At 40.9% G+C, this 21,367-nt stretch carries 22 protein-coding genes; 13 read left to right on the top strand and 9 right to left on the bottom strand.

The features are described from left to right. Window positions 1–9 precede the first annotated feature (9 nt). The 5 genes from KNO65_RS05920 to KNO65_RS05900 all read right to left on the bottom strand — a co-directional run bounded on the left by KNO65_RS05920 (window position 10) and on the right by KNO65_RS05900 (window position 4,674). On the bottom strand, window positions 10–1,683 hold the full coding sequence (locus tag KNO65_RS05920; protein WP_214782543.1) for an AMP-binding protein: 1,674 nt from the start codon (window positions 1,681–1,683) through the stop codon (window positions 10–12). Window positions 1,684–1,819: 136 nt separating this feature from the next. After that, complete coding sequence (locus KNO65_RS05915; RefSeq protein WP_214782541.1) at window positions 1,820–2,284, bottom strand: DUF4825 domain-containing protein; 465 nt, start codon at window positions 2,282–2,284, stop codon at window positions 1,820–1,822. A 12-nt stretch (window positions 2,285–2,296) separates the two neighbouring features. Then, window positions 2,297–3,427 carry an ABC transporter permease subunit gene (locus KNO65_RS05910; protein ID WP_074037557.1) on the bottom strand — a complete coding sequence of 377 codons (1,131 nt, stop codon included), beginning with the start codon at window positions 3,425–3,427 and terminating at the stop codon, window positions 2,297–2,299. After that, on the bottom strand, window positions 3,417–4,298 hold the full coding sequence (locus tag KNO65_RS05905; protein ID WP_074037559.1) for an ABC transporter ATP-binding protein: 882 nt from the start codon (window positions 4,296–4,298) through the stop codon (window positions 3,417–3,419). The genes KNO65_RS05910 and KNO65_RS05905 overlap by 11 nt, the downstream gene beginning before the upstream one ends. Further along, complete coding sequence (locus KNO65_RS05900; protein WP_074037561.1) at window positions 4,285–4,674, bottom strand: GntR family transcriptional regulator; 390 nt, start codon at window positions 4,672–4,674, stop codon at window positions 4,285–4,287. The genes KNO65_RS05905 and KNO65_RS05900 overlap by 14 nt, the downstream gene beginning before the upstream one ends. 180 nt (window positions 4,675–4,854) lie before the next feature. Between KNO65_RS05900 and KNO65_RS05895 the strand changes: the two genes are divergently transcribed. The 5 genes from KNO65_RS05895 to KNO65_RS05875 all read left to right on the top strand — a co-directional run bounded on the left by KNO65_RS05895 (window position 4,855) and on the right by KNO65_RS05875 (window position 7,475). Further along, a complete protein-coding gene (locus KNO65_RS05895) occupies window positions 4,855–5,622 on the top strand; it encodes a hypothetical protein (protein WP_214782538.1) in 768 nt (255 codons plus the stop codon). Window positions 5,623–5,729: 107 nt separating this feature from the next. After that, complete coding sequence (locus KNO65_RS05890) at window positions 5,730–6,140, top strand: MarR family winged helix-turn-helix transcriptional regulator (protein WP_214782535.1); 411 nt, start codon at window positions 5,730–5,732, stop codon at window positions 6,138–6,140. A 23-nt stretch (window positions 6,141–6,163) separates the two neighbouring features. Next, the gene (locus KNO65_RS05885) at window positions 6,164–6,802 is read left to right on the top strand and encodes a nitroreductase family protein (RefSeq protein WP_214730761.1); all 639 of its coding nucleotides are present in this window, start codon (window positions 6,164–6,166) and stop codon (window positions 6,800–6,802) included. A 27-nt stretch (window positions 6,803–6,829) separates the two neighbouring features. Then, window positions 6,830–7,114 carry a putative quinol monooxygenase gene (locus KNO65_RS05880; RefSeq protein WP_214782532.1) on the top strand — a complete coding sequence of 95 codons (285 nt, stop codon included), beginning with the start codon at window positions 6,830–6,832 and terminating at the stop codon, window positions 7,112–7,114. 1 nt (window position 7,115) lies between these two features. Continuing rightward, entirely contained in the window at window positions 7,116–7,475 is a 360-nt protein-coding gene (locus KNO65_RS05875) for a DUF1304 domain-containing protein (protein ID WP_214782529.1), read from the top strand. Window positions 7,476–7,647: 172 nt separating this feature from the next. Here KNO65_RS05875 and KNO65_RS05870 read toward each other — a convergent pair whose 3' ends face one another. Both KNO65_RS05870 and KNO65_RS05865 read right to left on the bottom strand, forming a co-directional pair. Beyond that, entirely contained in the window at window positions 7,648–8,127 is a 480-nt protein-coding gene (locus KNO65_RS05870; protein WP_074037569.1) for a YxiG family protein, read from the bottom strand. Window positions 8,128–8,142: 15 nt separating this feature from the next. After that, window positions 8,143–8,994: an SAR2788 family putative toxin gene (locus KNO65_RS05865; protein WP_074037570.1), complete on the bottom strand. Its 852-nt coding sequence runs from the start codon at window positions 8,992–8,994 to the stop codon at window positions 8,143–8,145. Between the two features lie 273 nt (window positions 8,995–9,267). On the opposite strand from KNO65_RS05865, the gene KNO65_RS05860 reads away from it, so the two are divergent. Both KNO65_RS05860 and KNO65_RS05855 read left to right on the top strand, forming a co-directional pair. Next, window positions 9,268–9,699, top strand: coding sequence for a helix-turn-helix transcriptional regulator (locus KNO65_RS05860; protein WP_214782526.1), 432 nt, complete (start codon window positions 9,268–9,270; stop codon window positions 9,697–9,699). 241 nt (window positions 9,700–9,940) lie between these two features. Then, entirely contained in the window at window positions 9,941–10,834 is an 894-nt protein-coding gene (locus KNO65_RS05855) for a S8 family peptidase (RefSeq protein WP_214782523.1), read from the top strand. A 494-nt stretch (window positions 10,835–11,328) separates the two neighbouring features. Here KNO65_RS05855 and KNO65_RS05850 read toward each other — a convergent pair whose 3' ends face one another. Beyond that, the gene (locus KNO65_RS05850) at window positions 11,329–12,867 is read right to left on the bottom strand and encodes a hypothetical protein (protein ID WP_214782508.1); all 1,539 of its coding nucleotides are present in this window, start codon (window positions 12,865–12,867) and stop codon (window positions 11,329–11,331) included. A gap of 128 nt (window positions 12,868–12,995) precedes the next feature. Beyond that, the gene (locus KNO65_RS05845; protein ID WP_214782505.1) at window positions 12,996–13,262 is read right to left on the bottom strand and encodes a hypothetical protein; all 267 of its coding nucleotides are present in this window, start codon (window positions 13,260–13,262) and stop codon (window positions 12,996–12,998) included. Window positions 13,263–13,399: 137 nt separating this feature from the next. Here KNO65_RS05845 and dndD (KNO65_RS05840) point away from each other — a divergent pair, with 137 nt between their 5' ends. The 6 genes from dndD (KNO65_RS05840) to KNO65_RS05815 all read left to right on the top strand — a co-directional run bounded on the left by dndD (KNO65_RS05840) (window position 13,400) and on the right by KNO65_RS05815 (window position 21,366). Then, window positions 13,400–15,646 (top strand): DNA sulfur modification protein DndD, encoded by a 2,247-nt coding sequence (gene dndD / locus KNO65_RS05840; RefSeq protein ID WP_214782502.1) that lies wholly within the window; start codon window positions 13,400–13,402, stop codon window positions 15,644–15,646. A gap of 6 nt (window positions 15,647–15,652) precedes the next feature. Then, window positions 15,653–16,048, top strand: a complete 396-nt coding sequence (locus tag KNO65_RS05835) for a hypothetical protein (RefSeq protein ID WP_214782485.1) — start codon at window positions 15,653–15,655, stop codon at window positions 16,046–16,048. A gap of 154 nt (window positions 16,049–16,202) precedes the next feature. Further along, window positions 16,203–17,303 (top strand): DNA sulfur modification protein DndB, encoded by a 1,101-nt coding sequence (gene dndB / locus KNO65_RS05830; RefSeq protein WP_214782482.1) that lies wholly within the window; start codon window positions 16,203–16,205, stop codon window positions 17,301–17,303. Window positions 17,304–17,331: 28 nt separating this feature from the next. Beyond that, window positions 17,332–18,987 (top strand): DNA phosphorothioation system sulfurtransferase DndC, encoded by a 1,656-nt coding sequence (dndC, locus tag KNO65_RS05825; RefSeq protein WP_214691168.1) that lies wholly within the window; start codon window positions 17,332–17,334, stop codon window positions 18,985–18,987. Next, window positions 18,977–20,989, top strand: a complete 2,013-nt coding sequence (gene dndD / locus KNO65_RS05820) for a DNA sulfur modification protein DndD (RefSeq protein ID WP_214691169.1) — start codon at window positions 18,977–18,979, stop codon at window positions 20,987–20,989. Before dndC ends, dndD (KNO65_RS05820) begins: the two co-directional genes overlap by 11 nt. Next, window positions 20,986–21,366, top strand: coding sequence for a DndE family protein (locus KNO65_RS05815; RefSeq protein ID WP_214691170.1), 381 nt, complete (start codon window positions 20,986–20,988; stop codon window positions 21,364–21,366). Before dndD (KNO65_RS05820) ends, KNO65_RS05815 begins: the two co-directional genes overlap by 4 nt. The last annotated feature ends 1 nt before the right edge of the window (window position 21,367 follow it).

The following is a 21,367-nucleotide window of genomic DNA, read 5'->3' as shown; positions in this document are numbered from 1 at the left end:
CGCTTGGTGTCAACTGCTTTGTTTCACTTGTTTGGCCTTCTCTTCGTCGACGAGGACACGGCGTAAAATCTTACCGACGAACGTCTTCGGCAACTCGTCGCGGAACTCATACAACTTCGGCACTTTATAGGCCGCAAGCTTCTCACGACAATGTTTGTCGAGTTCTTCTTCCTTCACACTCGAGCCATCGCGAAGGACGATGAACGCTTTGACCGTCTCACCCCGATATGGATCTGGGACACCGATACAGACCGCTTCCTTCACGGCTGGATGTTCGTAGAGGACTTCTTCGATTTCACGCGGATAGACATTAAAGCCACCTGCGATGATCATGTCCTTCTTCCGGTCGACAATATAGAAGAACCCGTCCTCGCCCATGTAGCCGAGGTCACCAGTTGCGAGCCACCCATCTTTCAAGACGGCTGCCGTTTCCTCCGGTTTCTGCCAGTAGCCTTTCATGACTTGTGGACCGCTCAGCATGATCTCCCCGATTTCACCGATGTCCGCCTCTGTTTCTCCGTCTGCTTTTACTATTTTAGCAGAAGTATCCGATAACGGGGCACCGATCGAGCCAACAATCCGTTTATCCCACAAGAAGTTCGCATGCGTAACCGGCGACGTCTCAGACAAACCGTACCCTTCGACAATGCGACCACCCGTAATCTTCTCAAATTCCTCTTGCACCTCGATTGGAAGCGGAGCCGAACCCGAGATACATGCCTCGATCGAAGACAAATCGTACTTCTTCAGTTTCGGGTCGTTCAAGATTCCGACATACATCGTTGGTGCACCCGGGAAGAAGTGTGGCTTTTTCTTCTGAATCGTCTTCAAGACATCCGTCACTTCGAAACGTGGTACGAGGACGAGCTCATAGCCGTTCGTGACCCCGAAGTTCAGACAGCACGACATCCCATAGACGTGGAAGAACGGTACGACACACAAGACGCGTTTCTCGTCCCCGCGATTATACTTATAGAATAAGTTCGTGATTTGATCCGCGTTCGCCGTCAAGTTGAAGTGGGTCAACATGACGCCTTTCGGAAGTCCCGTCGTCCCCCCAGTGTATTGAAGAACGGCGACATCTTCCTTCGGTTCGATGTCGAGTGGCGTGATAGGGTTAAAGTCTTTATAATTTTTGAACGGCGTCGATCCGGTCGTATCGATGACGATATTGTTCTCACGTTTCACTTTGATTGGATACAGTTTGTTTTTAGGGAATGGTAAGTAATCAGCGATACTCGTCGTGATCACGGTTTGAATCTCTGTCTTCTCACTGACGCGAAGCGTTTTCGGATATAACAGATCGAGGGTGATGACGATTTTGACGCCTGCGTCCGTGACGAGGTTTTCTAGCTCACGTTCCGTATAGAGTGGGTTCGTCTGGACGACCGTCCCTCCTGCATAGAGTACGGCATAGAACGAGATGACGTATTGAGGACAGTTTGGAAGCATGAGGCTGACGCGGTCGCCTTTTTCAAGCCCTTTCGCTTGAAGCATCGTTCCGAGTCGACGTGCGGCATCATCGATTTCCGCGAATGTCCACTCCTTTCCGATAAAGGAGACGGCCGTACGATTTGGATAATCCTTTGCTGCACGAGACAACGCCTCATAGAGCGGCTTTACCTCATAATCGATTGACTGGGGCATTCCTTCTGGATAATCTTGTAACCACGGTTTGTTCATCGCTGTTCCTCCTTGGAAATGAATACTCATTCAGTTAACCCTATTATAATGCTAAGAAAACGCTTTCATCTACCCTTTACCCGATAATTTTCAGAAAATATCAAAAAAAGCGATTGGATTTGTCATCCAATCGCTGTCATACCCGCCTAAAATAGGAATCTTTCGAATCCAGTTTTTCAAGCTTCTGATTCATGAGTTGTTGCAATTCTTTTTCATGACGAATATTTGAGAAGTCAGTCCCGAACCATGCCTCCATTTCAGGTCGAGAGAAGGCATAGGTCCGGTTCGGGAAAGCAAAACGGACGATTTCGGCGTTCGGGATGAGGGTGAAATAGGCAGCCGCATTCCGAATCGCCAGATGTTCTTGTTCCGCTCGTTCCATACCCGGGTCTTCGTAACGGACGGTCAACCCATAAGGACGCTTCTTCGTCTGCAGTTCGACCGATCGATAGCATTCATGTAGCGGCAAACTTCCGGCAATGCCGACGACGGCTGCATTGTCCCCGACTTTCGCCCCTTTGTATTCAAAGGCGTCCGGTTCCGGGTTCATACATCCTGCCAGTGAAATGACGAGTACGAACAACAGACAGAAGCGTTTCATAGGTGTCCCTCCTTACGATTTGAGTCTCAAGTTGAAGCGGTAAAGCAAACGTTTAGCGAGTAAGTGTGCTAAGAACGCTCCGATCACAAAGCCTACGATGTACAACATACTGTTCGCTTGATACGTGAATGTCGTGAACACAATTCCTGTGAACATCGCGATACATCCAACGATGATAATGTGGACGAGCCATAACCAGTTGTTGAACATGAAGAAACGACCGTTGTTTTCTTGCGGTGCACGATTGTACATCCAAGCTCCTAACCATAATGACAAGACGATAAAGACGATAGACGATGGAATGCTAATCGTGACGAACTCTTGCCAATACTGATCGGATCGAATGTATTCATATAAAGATAAATTCATCAAGTTACCGAGTGGTGAGATGGCTTGAATAAATACACTTTCATAAGCTGAATCAATTAACCAACCCAACGCATCACCTCGACCAGTCAGCGAGTAAGCTGATCCTTGAATCAATGCGAGAATTCCTAACGGGAAAATCAAGGCGACAAACGACCACACTGATTGAGAAATCGATTCCCCACCGAACGATCCCATCCATAAAGCCAACGAGAATAACGAGATCCCAATCAAGGCGATATACAGGACGATCACGATCGATTTAAATACGGTCCCTTCTAATAAGAAGGAATAACGGGAAGTGGCGACCAATGCAAACATCGCGATACTTCCTAACAGCGTGGACATGATAATCCCACTTGCCCCCAACACCCATTTTGATATGTACAGCTGGGTGCGGGTGAAGGGGAGCGACATCGAAAAGTCCGACATTTGACTGTTTCGTTCGGCACCAATGAGCGACGTGGCCATGAGCGCACTAAACACGACGAATAAGAATACAACTGGTCCTACCGGAATGACATCACCTATGTCACCAAGATAGAAAGCTAAACTCGAATCAGGGTCGAAGAAGGACTCAACCGTCAGGCGATCTCGTTCTTCAAACGGGATCCCGTAATCTACAGAATTCGCTCGTGCATCTTTAATCTGCTCATCAAACTGTTCGAATTGTGTCCAAGCCGGCACAGTGAAGGCGACGACGCCTAAGAAGACGAGCAGCATCCAAAGCAACGACACTTGTTTCCAATCTTTCTTTAACAATACTTTAGACAACATGGGCTTCTCCTCCTAACTGGACACGGAAGACGTCTTCAAGAGACATCGGAATCTCTTCGATGAGCATCGGATTATATGAATCGATGAACGTTTCGAGCTCTTCCGTCCGTTCTTTCGCCATGAATAGCACGACACGTCCCGTCACGCTGATGATTTCGATATCTTTTCGTTCGAGCAGTTCGACCGGGACATGGTCGTTGAAGACGACTTGCCACTTGATGCTGAGGGCACGTGCCTCTTCGAGTGACAAGATCGCTTTGACACGTCCATTCTCAATCATGATGATGCGGTCAGCGATGCGTTCGAGTTCATGGAGTTGGTGACTTGAGACGATGATCGAGCAGTTCCGATTCTCGACTTGGGCAATCATCAGTTTTAACACATCGGATTTGGCGACGACATCAAGTCCGTCCGTCGGTTCGTCGAGCAGGTAGTACTTCGCTTGGACGGCGAAGGCGAGTGATAACGTCACGAGTGCCTTTTGTCCTTTAGAAAGCTGGCGGATCTTTTTGTTGTCGATGTTGTATCGTGTCAATGTCTCACGGAAGACGGTACGGTTGAAGGATGGATAAATCGATTCATACAGGTCCGTCGCCTCGTTCACCGTATAATTTTTGAGCGCATCGGCTGAATCCGGTACGAAGATGACGTCACGCTTCAATCCCGCATCTTTAAAGATACTCTTCGAACCATAGAGCACGTCGCCCATATCTGGGCGAATGATGCCGACCATCGTCCGGAGAAGCGTTGTCTTACCGGCACCGTTACGTCCGACGAGCGCAATGATTTCTCCAGATTCGACCGTAAAGTCGATGCCATCGAGTATCGTTTGACGGTCAATTTTTTTACTTAACTGTTCAACTTTCAGCATTGGATTTCCCTACTTTCTCATATTCCGTTCGCAATACGTCAATGGCTTCGTCTAACGGCACGTTCGCATAGTGGCAATCGATCGCAATCTTTTTGATCGAGGCGATGACCGGCTCACGTGCCGCATCATCGTCCACCCAGTCCTCGGAGACGAACGTCCCACGTCCACGTCGCATCTCGAGCAGCCCGAGCCGTTCCAACTCCTGATACGCCTTACTGACCGTATTCGGATTGATGACGAGATCGGTGGCGAGTTCACGCACGGACATCACCTTATCTCCTGGTCGTAAAATTCCACGGATAACAAGTTCTTTCGTTTGATTGACGATTTGCTCGTATAGCGGTTCTGAACTTTTCATATCGATTTTGTATAACATGGGTCACACCCTCTCATAATCAATGTTACTCTTTAAGTGTATTATATGTATTAGTACACGCAATTACAATAGTTCTTTGAGGGCACTTTTAGTTTACAGCGAAATGGAAATGATTTGAATAAGACTTTGGACCGAGGTATTCTCCTTCAATATCAGGTAGATTGAACGAGAGGTGACGAAATGATTAAAAAACGATTACTGGCAGGTATGGCTGGTGGGTTTCTTGCTGGCAGCCTCTTCGTATATACGACGCTTGAAAAGTCAGAGGCAAGGGAGACTTATATGGCGTATGTGAAGGAAACGTACAACGAACAAGCCGATATCGAACTGTCTCGCGACTGGCATATGGGCGGTTATATCGGGGAAATGACATTGACGAAAGAACCATTCGCTGGAACTTACTATCTTGAAACGTATGGTGACGGCTCCATCCACGATAACGTGCTCGAGACGTATTGGGAACGCGAGGCAGAGCGGACGATTCACGAGCGACTCGTGTCGCAAGGAATCATAAAAGAAGAAGAGACTGTCCGTGCGGAAGTACCGACCGGAGTGTCCGATGATGCGCAAGCAAAAGTCAGCCCGACCCCGACGTCCATCTATGATACGAATCCGAAGACGTATCTCGACGTCTCGATCATGTTTCATGAAGACTGGAACAATACGGACGAACAGAAACAACGAATCCTCGATGTCATCCGTGAAGTGGAATCCGACGTCTATTCGATTCACTTCTCGTTCGACGGGAAGCCTGGAGGAAATGACGATTACACAGAACGGTACATGATGTTCACGCGCAAAGCGTCTGACATCGACCCGTCCTTCCTCGACGTGCGGACGATTGAGGACTTGAATGCCTACGACCGAATGTATGGATTCGACGAGACGACATTCACGACAGAATATCGATTTGATGGCACTCCCATCGAAGAGGAGACGACACGATAAATTTCGGTGTCGTCTTTTTTTGAGCGTTTGACTTTACAGGCAATCCAAAACGTTGTATCGTTTGACAAGTCAACGATTGATAAGTCAATCGAGAAAGGTGGGACGCAATGGACCTACGTGAAATCAGCCGATTACTTTACCAAATCAAGTTGGCGGAACAAAACGTCGCATCGTCGTTCGAACGGGAGACAGGATTCAGCCTGACCCGCTACGAGATGTTACAAGTCGTCAAAGAACGAGGCGTTTGTTCGCAACGTGCGATTAAAGAAGAGATGAAAATCGACAATGCCGCCATCACTCGACATTTGAAAATCCTTGAAGAGAAAGGATTTGTCGTCAGAGAGCGGAACGCGGAGAACCATCGCGAGATGTTCGTCCGTGTGACAGAGAAAGCAGAGCAAGACCTCGGGCACTGCGAACGAGACGAACAGGCCAACCACCTCGTCTTACAAGCCTTGTCCGCTGAAGAGATTCAACACTTATCCGGACTGCTTCAAAAATTGAACAGTCACGCCTAAACAGAGAAAGAAGGAATTCACCAATGGCAACTACATTCGAAAACAATACATTTACAGACGTCATGTTCGGTCGTAAATCAATCCGTGTCTATGACGAGAACGTGAAAATCTCACAAGAAGAAATGCTCGAGATGATTCAAGAAGCAACGACTGCCCCATCATCTGTCAACATGCAACCATGGCGCTTCGTCGTCATCGAGAGCCCAGAAGCGAAAGAGACGCTCAAACCACTCATCCGTTTCAACACACGTCAAAACGATTCGTCTGCAGCGATGCTCCTCATCTTCGGAGACATGGAGTGCTACGAGTACGGCGAACAAATCTACGATCAAGCGGTCGCAGAAGGCAAAATGCCACAAGAAGTGCGTGACCAACAGCTCGGCGCAATCATCCCTTACTACAAAAACCTCTCGAAACAAGAGATGAACGACATCGTGAAAATCGATGCGAGTCTCGCAGCGATGCAATTCATGCTCACAGCCCGTGCACACGGCTATGACACGAACCCAATCGGTGGTTTCGAGAAAGACCAACTCGCAGAAGCGTTCGGTCTCGACAAAGACCGTTATGTACCAGTCATGATCTTGTCTGTAGGGAAAGCAGCAGAAGAAGGTTACGAATCAGTCCGTCTTGACGCTCAAACGGTCACATCATTCAAATAATTCATTAAACAATCGGAGGAATCAACCATGATTTTAGTCAACGCCACATTCGATATCCAAGTTTCACAACGCGAGAACTTCTTGCGCGATATCCAAATCTTGATTGACTCATCAAAACAAGAAGCGGGCTGTGTCGGATATGACCTATACGAGTCAACATCTGTCGAGAACCGTTTCGTCATGATCGAGAACTGGGAAGACCAAGCCGCTCTCGAGCAGCACAACCAAAACCCAGTTCTCATCGACTTCGCACAAAACGTGGCGAACTACGTGTCTGCAAAACCAGTCGTACAAGTAGCAGCGGTCAACTAATATGTCGACGCTCACCCTTGTGCTCGGGACGCTTGTCGCCATCGAATTCTTCTATATCTTCTACTTAGAGACGATTGCGACAGCATCCTCGTCGACGTCACGCGTCTTCCGTCTATCGAAAGACGAGCTGACGAGAGACTCGGTGTCGGTTTTGTTCAAAAATCAAGGCGTCTATAACGGATTGATCGGGGTCGGACTCTTGTACGGACTCTACCTCTCCCCCAACCCCGTCGAGGTTGTCACCATGATCCTGACCTATATTATTCTCGTTGCCCTATATGGCAGTATCACGAGTGACAAGAAGATTATCCTGACACAAGGTGGGCTCGCCATCTTGACGTTGATCTCGATGTATATGTGATGACAGAAAAAGCGTTCGACCTGAGAAATGGTCGGACGCTTTTTTATTGAGTGTCATCGTTCCAGTACAATGGAAAGATTCTTGATAACAACAGTTTCGACAGGTATTTCTTCAAGAAAAGGTAGATAGCCATCATTAGTAGACATCCGTTCCTTGTATGACTGGAAAAGTATTAAGTAATTCTTAAACTATCGCTCGTTTGAATCAAGTCTTCAAAAGTCTCGTCATTGATTTCAATGACATTGCATTCGATAAAGAAATGATCTTTGTTGTTCACTTGAAAATATAAGTTAGTCTTTGATGTTATTTCTTCAATCGCTGTTAATTCAGAATCTAAGCTCTTAATTTTTATGTGTGCAAATCCATTTGGGTGATAACCAATCTCGCTGACGAAAGAACTATCATCTTTCTCACGGTTGTTAAGTCTATACGTTTCATAAGGATCTTCATTATAAACGACTTCTTCTTGATAAACATAGTATGAAAGAACCTCTTTGAAAGAAACTCGTGTTTTTAATATAGATTGCTGTTTTACACTTTCTACCAAGAGTGTAATCGTCTCATTGAAGTAATCGATATCTAACTTTGCAATTTCCCAACCGTTGACCAAGAATTCTAAAGACTCATTCATTTTGATTTCGTTCTCATTCATTTTCCCTTACCTCATTCACTTTTTAAATTTTTTTATAAGCGAAATAATGGTTGATGGAGATGACTCTTGCAATGTAATGTGAGTTTCAGAAGCGTTATTCGAAAAGTTACCGGCTCGGTTTAACGCCTTGTTACCGACAGACATTCTCCAATATGCTTCTTTACGCCCACCGGATCCAGCTTCCATTAATCGAATAACAATTTCTTGCTTCTTATTTGGTATCGTAATTACCTTACCTTTACCATTTTTAGCATCTTTAACTACTCCACCATACGCTTTTGTAATTTGTGAAACTCCTAAATCAATCATAGCCTGCATAGCGACTTTTTTACCGTAATGCTTAATCACGTATTGCAGACCAGCTCTAAGAATAAGCGGGATTAGAGCCGGAAGTACAGATGCAGAAGCTTCAATCGTATTTACAGAAAATGTTTCACCACTATTTAAGCTCCTGATTTCCCCCTCGAAGTTCTCCCCTTCGATCCTATTGATTTCTACAGTATAAACTTCTTTAATACTATTTTCAGTATCATTTGAAGAGATAGTAGCCTTAATCTCTAAATCCTCTTCATTAAAAATAATATTCGATTCAATGCTTTGATTATCGATTTCAATATTCGAATTTACTAGGACATCTTGAGAACCTGACGTTAATAATTTCATGTCCAAATTTTCATCATTCAACCCTAACTCTTCTTGAACATCAATATCTTCTGTAGAAGACGGATTACTCTGGATTTCTTGAACTTTTTCTTCGATTATATTTATCTCTGATTTTTTTGAATCTGATGCCGAAACGTTGGAACCACTGATTACTGAACTAAATATTAATGTAATTACAATTAATTTTGTTATTAAACTTCTCATAATATATCCCCCTGTTTTCTAAAATCGAATAACCCTAATAAATAATCGTACTGATTTGTTTGACAAAATAAGAAAAGAAAATAGCAGTGACTATTTCCAATAAAATTACTCCCTCCCCATCTTTATTCAATGTATTTATCTTACAAATCATATAATCATTCTGAACTATACTAGCTTTTCAAAAAAGAAACTATCGGTTCCTCATTGGTTTTTTTAATGTAAACTAATAGTGGCATTGTTGTCGTATCAGTCTTTTAAGGGGTGTAAAGAGTTATGAACTGTAAATTGAAAAAGAGATTAAAACAGTTACGATTAGAAAATAAATATTCACAACAGCAAATTGCTGACAAACTTAACATCACCAGGCAAGCAGTATCCAAATGGGAAAATGGTAAATCTATACCAGATATTGAAAATTTGAAATTACTTTGTGAAATCTATAACGTTTCTTTAGACAATATTCTTGAAAATTCAGTTCTTACTGAAGAGAAAATAAGCGTCCGAAAAAATAGTGTTCGATCTGAGATGAGACACTGTGCATTGGTTTTGAACATTGTCGCAAGTTACTTTCTTGCGCCTTTCGGATTTATCACGTTGGCAGCAGTACTTTTTTTTATGAAAAGAACAGACGAACATCGTTTATTACTTACGTTTTTATCCTTAATGGCTTTAATTAAAAATATCCACTCTACTTATTATATCTAGTGTTTAAAATAACTATCTTCTCTTACTTTTTCATGAATCTCATCGTACGAACTGATAGTTGGTAAAACACGTTATCAAATTGTGTAGTAGCCTTGGTATATTCAGATTCTTTAAATTAAGAATGAAACAAACAATTATCAAAAAATATAAAGAAGTAATTTAAGAAAAGAAAGACTCAATATAAACTTTAAAATAGCGTTTTTTATTCAGTATTAAGTTTTACTCAGAAAGGAAAATCAATATGATCAAACTTAAAATATGCACTCTAGCAGTAGTAGTTTTGATTTCAACAATCGTAACAGGGAGTGATCGTTCAACGAATATCAAGCGAGGAATGGAGTGTGAACAAAATTGGACGCATTGTGCTCTTTCGTTAACAAAAAACAAATTATCATCCTCTAAACAACCAATTAAGATTGCGATAATGGATACAGGAATCAATAGTGATATTACTCAATTACATAAGTACGTTATCAAACGGTATAATACGCTAGATAATTCTTCGAATACTTCAGCTATACATCCTCACGGAACTATGATTGCAAGTATCATCGCCGCTACCTCTTTTGAAAATTCAAAGATTGGAATCAACGAGAATATACATTTGTATGATGTTCAAACCTTAGATGACCAAGCAAACGGAGAACTTGATAATACAGTTAGAGGAATTGATTGGGCTATAAAACAAAACGTAGACATCATTAACATGAGCTACGGTTTTTCCCATCATGATAAATCTTTAGAGAATGCTATTAAGAGGGCCCACGATGCCGGAATCATAATCTTAGCAGCTGCTGGTAATACACTCGGTTTATCGACAGATTACCCTGCCCGCTATAAAGAAGTACTATCTATTTCTGCTATTGATAAAAATAAATCAATCTATGCATATGCCGCTAAAGGAAAAGTCGATTTTGTAGCACCAGGAGTGGAAGTGCCTGTTCTAAACCTAGACGGTAAAATCGAATCTCAATCAGGAACATCTTTTTCAACCGCATATGCCACTGCTGTTGTTTCCTTATTATTCAACAATGAAGAAAGAAAAAACTTAATAGCAAAATTAGAGCAAAACTCTATAAATTTAGGTCCAATTAATCAGTATGGAAATGGATTGATTCAATACATCGAAAATTAAAAACACTTTATAGCGCGTTAAAAAATATTAAGATGATTATTATCTAACTTGCATTTAATCAGAGTATCGTGACTTATTATTTTATTAAATGCTATTCAACAGAAAATCATCACCTCAAACAATGAATGGTTCTCTGTTTTACTTTTTACAGTGGATTCAGTACTAATTTGTATAGAAAATCGAAATGTTCTTTCGTCTTGTACAAATAAAATATTTTTTCATAGTAAACGAGATTTCTTTACAACTTTAATTTGTTTGCGCAAGTCACAATTTCACCTATAAATTGAATAAAATATAGTTCTTTGAAGTAGATTATGACTGCTTAGTCAAGCTCATCTATAAGATTATTTAAAATCCAGACCCTAATTACAATTCATTCAACTAAAGTAATGAGCGACTATGTATACACGTTCCCCCTCTTCACAGTTAATTGTTCATCATATCGATTTCATCAAAAAAAACGCCCTGACCGAAGCCAGAGCGGAATTAATGTCTTACAAAACGAAAATCGCTGCAGATACACCGACGACACCAACGAGCGCCATCGCATATACCGGTACACGTGGCATTTCGCCATTGTTGTCGAGCGCTTTCCCGAACATGTAGAAGACGATTGGGTGCACGAGGAACGGCATCGAGAAGATGAGCGGGATGAGAAGTGACGCTTCCGTTCCGAACATTCCACCTTGAACCGCTGCGAACAAGCCGAAGTGCGAGATCGCTGACGATTGTGCCATCGTCGTGTAATCAAACGCAATTGTGCTGAACGCCAAGATAACGAGACCACCGAAGACGGCCATCATCTGCCATCCGAACGAGAACTGCATAAGGGCTTTGACTTCTTTGAAGTCTTCCCCGTTCGCCGCACGTAAGTTTTTCAACGCGAGCGCAGTGAGTACGAGACCGACCAAAACGATGATGGCTGTCGGCCAAATCCAGAGCGCACCGTTGTCGGCACTGACCGCGAGGATTGAGAAGACGAAGATATGTCCGAAGAACGGGATGTTGATCATGATCGGCGCACGTTTCGCTGCTACTTGACCGAAGTCACCAGCCGTACACGCTCCTGTGAGACCACTGTGTGAAAGTGACCCTGCCATACCTGGCGCGAGGTTACGGATGTGACCCGTACGAGCAAACCACATGATGAGTGCGATTCCACCGAACATCCAGAACAACTGACCGAAGAAACCGTACACGAGAATCGAGTTCATGCCTTCGATGGCGAACGCGTCACCGATTCGTGAACCACCAACCATGAAGTTAGCAGCCAAGACGACCGGAATCCCTGCGAAGAGAAGCGCGCGGACTGTCGGTCCGTACGTCCAGTTATGGAAGATGGCACCGAGTGCTGACGAGATCAACATCGCGAAGAAGATTTGCGGCAATGCGATAATCGGCTGAACCGCTGTCGCAATCAAGAACGAGACGAACAAGATGACAAGCAAGAGGACTGTCTCGATGACACCTTTTTGCATGTATACTTTCTTGTCCTGAATCTGTGCTTTATGGTCGATGAGTAAGAACGACACCGCGAGACCGAGGAGTGCGAGGATTGGGTAGTAAAGCGCAATCCCTTCTGCCGTACCTGGCTCGATTGCCATACGGAAGAATCCTTCCAAACCGACGAGCAAAAAGAACGAACGAAGGATGAAGATGAACTGCGTACGTCCTGTCCCGAGGAACATTTCCTCTTTAGAAGGAACGACGATGTCCTCCATGTCGAGCTCTTGTTTACTCAAGATTTTACGAAGTTCTTGTCCACCGACGAAGAACGAAACGACTAACGCGATGATTGTCGTCCGTGACAAGAAGTCGACGAGCGGGAATTCAGGAAGACCCGGTGTCGCGATACCGAGCTCGACCATACCGAATCCGAGACCGAGACCGAAGATGACGATGACGAGGATCGGCGAAAAACGCGTCCCAGCCACGACCATACGAGATAAAATGACCATTGGAATGACGAAGGCCATAAGCAACCAGAATTGGTTGATCAGTTGCATTTGAGATAATTGCTGTACTAGTTCCATTGACTAACCCCTAACATAATTTTTAGCACACAATATCGAAGTGTACAGTAATGAACATTGTGTGACAATAGGGTGTGATGTTTTGTAAACATTGAAAGCGGAACCAAGTGAAATTGGTCCCGCTCTCGTTAGTTATTGGATTGTCTAAGACCCCAAATGCCTTTATTTCCCGTGGAATAAAAGAGGTCTTCTTTTCCGGTAAAGCTCGCCGAATCACTGGAATGCGCACGAATCTGTTTATTGACGTGCCCTTTCCAATCTTTATATCGATCGAGCTCGAGTTGATAGTATGATTTTTCGACATACGCATAAATGTCTTTTAAAGATGCTGTCCCACCGTGGTGTTGGAGGGCGAATTGGATTTTGCGTAGTAATAGGCGTTTCACATCTTTCATCTCCTTATATAATTAGCAATTATGTATACCTAATTTATCCATACCCTTTCTAAAAAAGTTACAGGTTTTTAGATGTATTTCCTTTATAATAGGAATATAGACCTGAATATCTCATGTTTGGAAGAAAGGAAATCGATATGAACCAAAAGATTTACAACACTGAAAGAGAGATTTTAGAGGAAGTTGCTTTACGGCATGACCTTTCCCCTAATCTTCTTCAAAACATTCTCACAACATCGAAAGCTAATTACTATGGGGAAGCAATGACTCCAACAAAAAGACAAAAAGAGTTAGAAGAAGAATTAAAGTATTTGATTAAAAAAGGTAATTCTCTAACTCAATCTATTGGTAATTCTAAAAAGTCAGGCTTAAAGTTTGTGCGGATCCAATTAAATAATTACAAAACTTATTTAAATACGCAAACAATCAATTTCGATACACATACAGATGAGAAAAACATCGTTTTAATTGGTGGGTTGAACGGTGCAGGCAAAACGACAATCTTAAAAGCCGTTCGGTACTTACTATTTGGTAGACGAGGAATGACGGATGCTGAATTCCAGCAACAGTTCACTAATACTATTAATAACTCTTTTTTTGAAAAGGGTGGAAGAGAAGCTAGTGCTTCACTGATTTTCGAACCAGGTGATGGTCATCATTATGAAATCAAAGTGGTTTGGCAATATGATAGCAAGAAGCGGGTTGTATCCGAGAATAAAACATTCAGCAAACGAACGATTGGTGCAGCACGTCCAAAACGAAATGAAGAGATCACTCCACACAATGTGGATGATTTTAATCGAACAATTGATAAATTGATTCCATTTGACGCCTCTCAATTTTTAATCTTTGATGGTGAAGAAATTCGACGTATTATTTCATCTCGAAATTCTACAGACTTTAAGGTAACCATCGAGCGTATGAATGGATTCTTACATTTTAATATTTTAAAAAACGACTTAGACAAAATTTATTCCCGCAAGCAAAACGAACTCGCAGTCGCTCAAAAGAGTACGGAGTTGTTAAAATTCAACAAAAAAATTACAGACCTTAAAGCACAACTTAGTGAATGGTCTGAAAAAAGAAGCAAGAGTGAAGAGCGAGTTTCTACTTATAATAAAAAACTTGATTATTATAAAAAACTTCGGAACGACAAGTTAACGCAAAACAGTGAATCACGTGAGGAATTTGCTGCTTCAATGAGTGCATCGCAGGTTCAATATAAACAAACAATGGACCAAATCTCGAAACTGTTTGCTGAGCAGGCAATTCCATCTTTTGCATCCAAAAAAATCAGACTCTTAAACGAACGCTTAACAGCTGAACAACAAATCATTTCAGACCAACAAAAAATTGAACAAGTATTGGCGCCTTACCACCAATTCATGTCTAAACTTTTATCTGAACCAATCGATCCACCGTTGACCGAAGAACAGCTTCGTCAAGTTGAAGAGATTGGGAAAGGGATTTGGTTATCAAAAGAAACAACCCGTACTCCAATCAAGCAAGAAGACCAAAACATTTGGCACGACCTTTCTCCGAACGACCGCAGATACTTAATGAATATCAACGCGGGGACAATCAAACAACAGATTGTTGAGTTAATCAAAAAGTCGAACAATATTAAATATTCGATTGATCAGTTACAGCAAAAAATCGAACTTGCACCCTCTGCTGTCAGTGTTGATGAGGAAGATAAAAACATCCAAGAGACGACAGAAATGCTTGGAAAAGCGAAAAATCTTTATATGAAGCTAAAGAAAAAAGAACAAGAGTGCATTCAAGAAATCCGTTCGATTGAAGCAAAATTAAAAGGTACTAAGTCTACTGCATCAAATGCCATTGATTTAGCAGACGATGTAAAAATTATCGGTGAAATTAAAATTGCAATTGAAGAGTACGCAACGAAAGTACTGCATTGGAAAATCGATGTGATAAGCCGTGAGTTTAATGAAATGCTCAATACCCTTATGCGGAAACAGGACGAATTCGGTAGAGCATTCATTGACCGAAATATGATGATGATTCGAATCGAAAATGAACGAGGTGCAGAAATCGCTATAGAAGAACGATCAGCTGGTGAAATGCAAATCATCTCTTCGGCATTTATTTGGGCAATGATTAAAGCTGCTGACTTAGACCTACCTATGATTATTGATACACCTCTCGGGCGTCTCGATAGTTATCACCGAAGAAATTTAGTTGAACATTTCTACAAACATATTAGTAAACAGGTTGTTATTCTTTCCACGGATACCGAAATCACACCTGAATATGTGAATCTAATGAAAGAATATACTTCAAAACAGATTATGTTGGACTATAACCAAAACGATAAATATACACTCATTCGTGAGGGTTACTTCGAAATTGTGAGAGGATAAAAAATTATGGACTCAAAAGGAATAAAACTATCTAAAATTACAAAAGACAGAATCGATGAAATTATTCAACACTTGGATCACTATGCCCCAAAAGACGCTAGACCTTTTGTCGTAAAAATATGTTTAATGCACGGGATTGAAAATTTTAATAATCAATCGTCATTACCCGAGGAACTTAAATCTGGTACATGGGATATGGGTGCGATTATCAATGGAAATGACTATCTCCTGGGTAAGCATTTAATCATCAATGACATGCAAAAGGAAATTACAGAGGAAAAAGACATTCGTGATGCAATGCGAAAATATATCGAACTAGGTACGATGAGCATTTATTCACTTATAGAATCAAGTAGCGATTTATTTGAGGAGGATTTTTTGATCAAACTATTAACAGCTTAATCTCAGCGGATTCCCGCTGAGATTTTTTATCGAAATTTCTATATTGTAAAGTCTGTTCGCTATTTTTATACGAACACATATGTTAGACTTTCATTATAAAAACAACAAGTTACGTACGTAATATCATATGTAATATATAGAAGGAGGATATTGTATGGATCCTAATTTCAGCTATAACTTCCCCGCATTACGAGGAAAACAGGCAGAAAAAGAATATTTCGTCGTTATGTGCCCGTTAAAACTGATTCCAAAAATCTTCTTATTCGATGAAGAGGAAGTCCCACCACAATATCGCTCACAGCGAATTTTGAATAAATCTCGAGTCCCAGATATCACAAATTACATTGTAGATCAGTCTAAGGACTATGTATTTTCATCACTTACAGCTTCTATTGATGGTGAAATTCAGTTCACTCCTTTTTCGGATGAGCCGAATTTTAAAGACTTAGGCAAGCTCTCGATCGCATTAGATTCTCGTTTTTTAATAAATGATGGTCAACACCGGAGAGCAGCGATTGAAGAGGCTTTAAAAATTATGCCTGAATTAGGTAATGAAACAATTTCTGTTGTATTCTTTCATGATGAAGGTCTAGAACGGTCTCAACAAATCTTTTCAGATTTGAATCGACATGCCGTTAACACAACGTCATCTATCGGTATTTTATATGATCATCGTGATCAGTTATCGCTCCTAACTAAAGAAATCGTTGAAGAGATTCCGTTGTTAAAACGGTATACAGAAATGGAGAAAACGTCCCTCTCCAAGAATTCACCAAAACTTTTAGCGTTAAATCATATTTATAATGCAAATAAACGACTAATTAATAAGAAAAAAGGTGCTCTTTTAACTGAAGAAGACGCATTGAACATCAAAACGTTTTGGCTAACTCTATGCAATAGTATTCATGAATGGGAACAAGTATTTAATAAAGAAATCTCCCCTCGTGATTTACGTATGATTTCAATTGCGGGTCAAGGTTTATTTATCGAAGCAGCGGCTGAAGTTGCGCGCTCTTTAATTGAACAAAAACCTGATACATGGACAGCCTACCTTACAAAATTTAAAGATATTGATTGGAGCCGTTCAAACGAAAAAGATTGGAAAGGTCGTGCCTTTAACGAAAACGGCAGAATTTTAAAGAACAACTACACTATTCGATTGACTGCCATACGAATCAAATCGCTAATCGGCATCAAGCTCACGAAAGAAGAGAAAGATTTCGATCAACAAAAATCAAGCATGAACGTATTATGACTGTTTTGGCACGAGAGGATGACAATTTATGACACAAGGTATTATTAGTAACTTATTTACTCAGCATGAAGGAGATACTGTTTCTAGACGCTCCATCGATTTGATCAAACGTGTGTATTTAAATGACACACGTCCATGGGTGGTCGGATTTAGTGGCGGAAAAGATTCTACACTAACGACTCAACTCATTTTCGAAGCGTTGCTAGAGCTTTCACCAGAACAGTTGCATAAGAAGGTATTTATCATTTCTTCTGACACTTTGGTAGAAAACCCACTCGTCGTTTCCATGATTAACGGCTCTCTACACCGCATGCAAGAAGCCGCTTTAAAATACAATCTCCCTATTGAAACACAAAAAGTTAAACCACTTACAGAAAAAACTTTTTGGACGAATATTATCGGACGCGGCTACCCTACTCCGAACCAAACGTTTAGATGGTGTACAGATCGTCTTAAAATCGACCCTGCTAACCGCTTCATTAAAGATAAAGTGTCAAAATACGGCGAAATCATTATGGTACTTGGTGTCCGTTCATCTGAGAGCACGAGCCGAGGCCAATCAATAAAAGACCATGAGATTTCAGGTAGCGAATTGATGCGACACACCTCATTAGCGAATGCTTATGTATTTGCCCCGATTAAAGAATTTGTTCTAGATGATGTATGGAGCTACCTTCTTCAAAACCCAGCTCCTTGGGGGGAAGACCATCATAAGCTACAGAAAATGTACATGGATTCAAGTAGCGAATGTCCATTAGTCGTTGACCAAAACATTAAAGAAAGTGCTGGTTCTTGTGGGAATAGCCGTTTCGGTTGCTGGACGTGTACGGTTGTCAATCAAGATAAATCGCTTACTGGCTTTATTCAAACTGGTGAACATGACTGGTTAAAACCATTATTGAAGTTCCGCAATAAAATGGTTCTCATTCGTGACGACCGTTCTAAACGAATGCATAAACGAATGAATGGTGCCTTCTATTTATTAGAAGTTCAACATGAAATCAAAGAAGATGGAATCTATATTGTTCAAAAGAAAAAAGGCGGTCGTGCTGCCACTTCTCATAAAGTAGTTGACCGAATTGAAGATTTGACTGATGAGTCTGTTCTTGCCGTTCCTAAAGCACAATTAAGTCAATTTATCGCAAAACACAATATTGACTTGAGCAAACCTGAAGAGTTCAATATTCAGTTTGTCGTTACCGAAACAAACGAGGATGGGCAATCTGTATACTCACACCTTGGTCTTGGTCCTTTCACGCTAGCTACTAGAACTGAACTAATGCGCGACTTATTGATTTTACAACGTGATTTAAAAGTTCCAAATTCAGTCGAGTACAAATTAATTCAGGATGATGAGTTACGAGCAATTCGTCGCTTATGGCTCCGTGAAGGTGATTGGAACGATACGTTACCAGAACTTTATCGCGAAGTATTCGGCGTCGATCTGGATTGGGAACATGATGATCGTCAGATTCTAACAAGTGACCAAGCGAATGATTTAGAACTTCTTTCTCAAAAGTATGGTCTTGATTTCAATATGGTTCAAAAACTATTTACAACAGCAAATGATTTTCTAGGTGTAAAGGTTAAACGAGGATTTAATAAAGATGTCGCTGCGCTATTGAGCCAAGACTATTTAAGCCTTTACAAAGAGCAAGGAGTTTTAGAGAGAGATGAAGATTGAATCGATTGTCTTAAAGAATATTGGAGCATATAAAAATCAAACATTTGATTTCAAGAATGAAAACTCTAATAAAAATGTTATTTTAATCGGCGGGAAAAATGGAGCGGGTAAAACAACCTTTTTAAACGCACTTCGCACTGGATTATATGGTAGTCAGGCGTTTGGGATTAAAGCACCTACTCCATCCTACTTCAAAGAAATTGAGAAGTTAATCAATAGCGAAGTAAGAGATCAACGAGAAAGATATAGTACCACTAAACAAATTTCAAAAATCCAAATTACATTTACAACAACAACGAATCAAACTACATCACGCTATTTATTTGAACGATCATGGGGAATCGACGCTAAGAATATTAAAGAATACTTTAATATCTATCGTGATGCAAATACCTTTGCACTAGCAGAGAAGGATAAGAGTCAAGTCTATTCATTATTCTTAGAACGTACTCCCCTCTATTTGTTTAATGTCTCATTATTTGATGGAGAGACAATTAATCAAATTATTAATGAAGGGAAACTGTCTGAGTACCTAGATGATTTGATGAAAAGTGCATTTAAATTAGAGATTCCAGATTTATTAACGGAAACAATCGAATCACTTGTACGAGACGAAGCCAAGACTAAGCTATCTAAAGATAAATCAAAACGTTTAGATGAGCTTAAAAAACAGCTAAGTGAATCCGAACAAAAATTGCAAAACGTTCAAGTCGATAAATCTCAGCTTCTTCAGAAGATCGAAGTTAGTGAAGCCGAAATCACTGCCTTCTCTGAATCGTTACGCGCACACGACGTGATTAGTAAAGAAGAAGAAGCAAAATTGAAAGAGGAAATAAGAAACCTAGAACAAGAACGACAGAAATTAAAGCAATCTACGTCAGACTTTTTCAATGAGTACTACGCCTTTTCTATCAATCATCACTTGCTTGAAAAAGCTGCAGAACAAGTAGAATCAGAACTATTGATAAGAAGTGTAGAAGATTTAGAAAAAGTCTTCACCGATGAGTTCTATAAGAATGTTTCACGTAATTTAGGAGGATCTGTAGGACATGATTCACTGAAGAATGAATTCAATGCGGCTTTAAAAACGGCTGTTCCGAAAACTGAAATTATTCATGACGCTTCGTTCGGTTCGAAGGCAAAAGTTGAAAATATGATTTCTTCAGTAAACGCTCAATCTTCCTCATCTCTCTTGGCAAACATTAATCGCGATGACGAAATCATAGAGGAACTGAAGATATTACGAAGAAAACTAGTGATTCGAGAAGAAAATCATGCGGATTTTGAAAAACAATTTGAGGAATTGAATCAACTCAAAGTTAGTCATCTTCATTTGAACGAGCAGTTAGAACGTATTGTTAAACTTGAAGAAGAGCTCCAAAATCAGTACTCGATGTTAGTGGAAGAAAACGCCTCACTTCAACAAGAAATCGAGAAAATCACTTCAAAATCGAGCTTATTATCGCAAAATGCGACTTCAACATTAGCTTTACTAGAAGACTTCAAACTTCAACAGCGATATAAAGTCATTCGGAGTGTTGAAGAAAATGCGTTACGCATGTTAAAAACATTGATGCGTAAAGAAGATTACGTAGATAAGCTATCGATTCTACCCGAAGACTTCTCGTTAACTTTGTCATCTAAAGATCAGTCTCAAATTTCTGTAGCTACGCTATCTTCTGGTGAGAAACAGATTCTACTTCTTTCATTAATCTGGGCAATTTTCAAAGTTTCCGAAAATCAAATGCCATTTATCTTCGATACATTGTTAGGCCGATTAGATCGAGATCACCGTTATAACATTTTACGTAACTTACTTCCTAACTTTGGTGAACAAGTGTTAGTGCTATCTACAGACTCAGAAATTAGCAAAGATTACTACGACGTACTCAAACCATCGATTTCTAAAGAGTATAGTCTTCAGTTTGATAATGAACATTTAGAAACACGAGTCATTCCATCGTATTTTGAATTTGAAAACGCGCAGGTGAAAAACTCATGAACTACCGTCTTAAATTAACTGAACAAACGCATCTCTATTTTAAAGAGATTGCAAACTCAACTCATATCACACCGAACATCCTAGCTCGTTTCGCCGTTGGAATATCATTAAAAAACGAAAAAACTCCACCTAGCGTTAAAGGTCAGCCCATTTCTAATTTTGAAATAAATCGTGCCACTTTAACGGGAGAACACGACGAGATGTTTAAAATGATGATTCTTCAACATGCTAAACAGCACATAGAGGAAGAACGGTATTTTCCTGATTACTTTAATTCACATATTACTAGAGGTGCCGAAGAGCTTTATCAAATGTTCCAATTTTCTAGAAGTACCAATCAATTCTTAAGAGAGTTATTGGCTCTCCAGGAGGGATAAC

Origin of the sequence: Exiguobacterium sp. S3 (assembly GCF_018617295.1) — a bacterium.
In the GTDB taxonomy this organism is placed as follows: Bacteria; Bacillota; Bacilli; order Exiguobacteriales; family Exiguobacteriaceae; genus Exiguobacterium; species Exiguobacterium profundum.
Note: the sequence above shows the minus strand (reverse complement) of the source record. Positions and strands in the feature narration are given on the sequence as shown.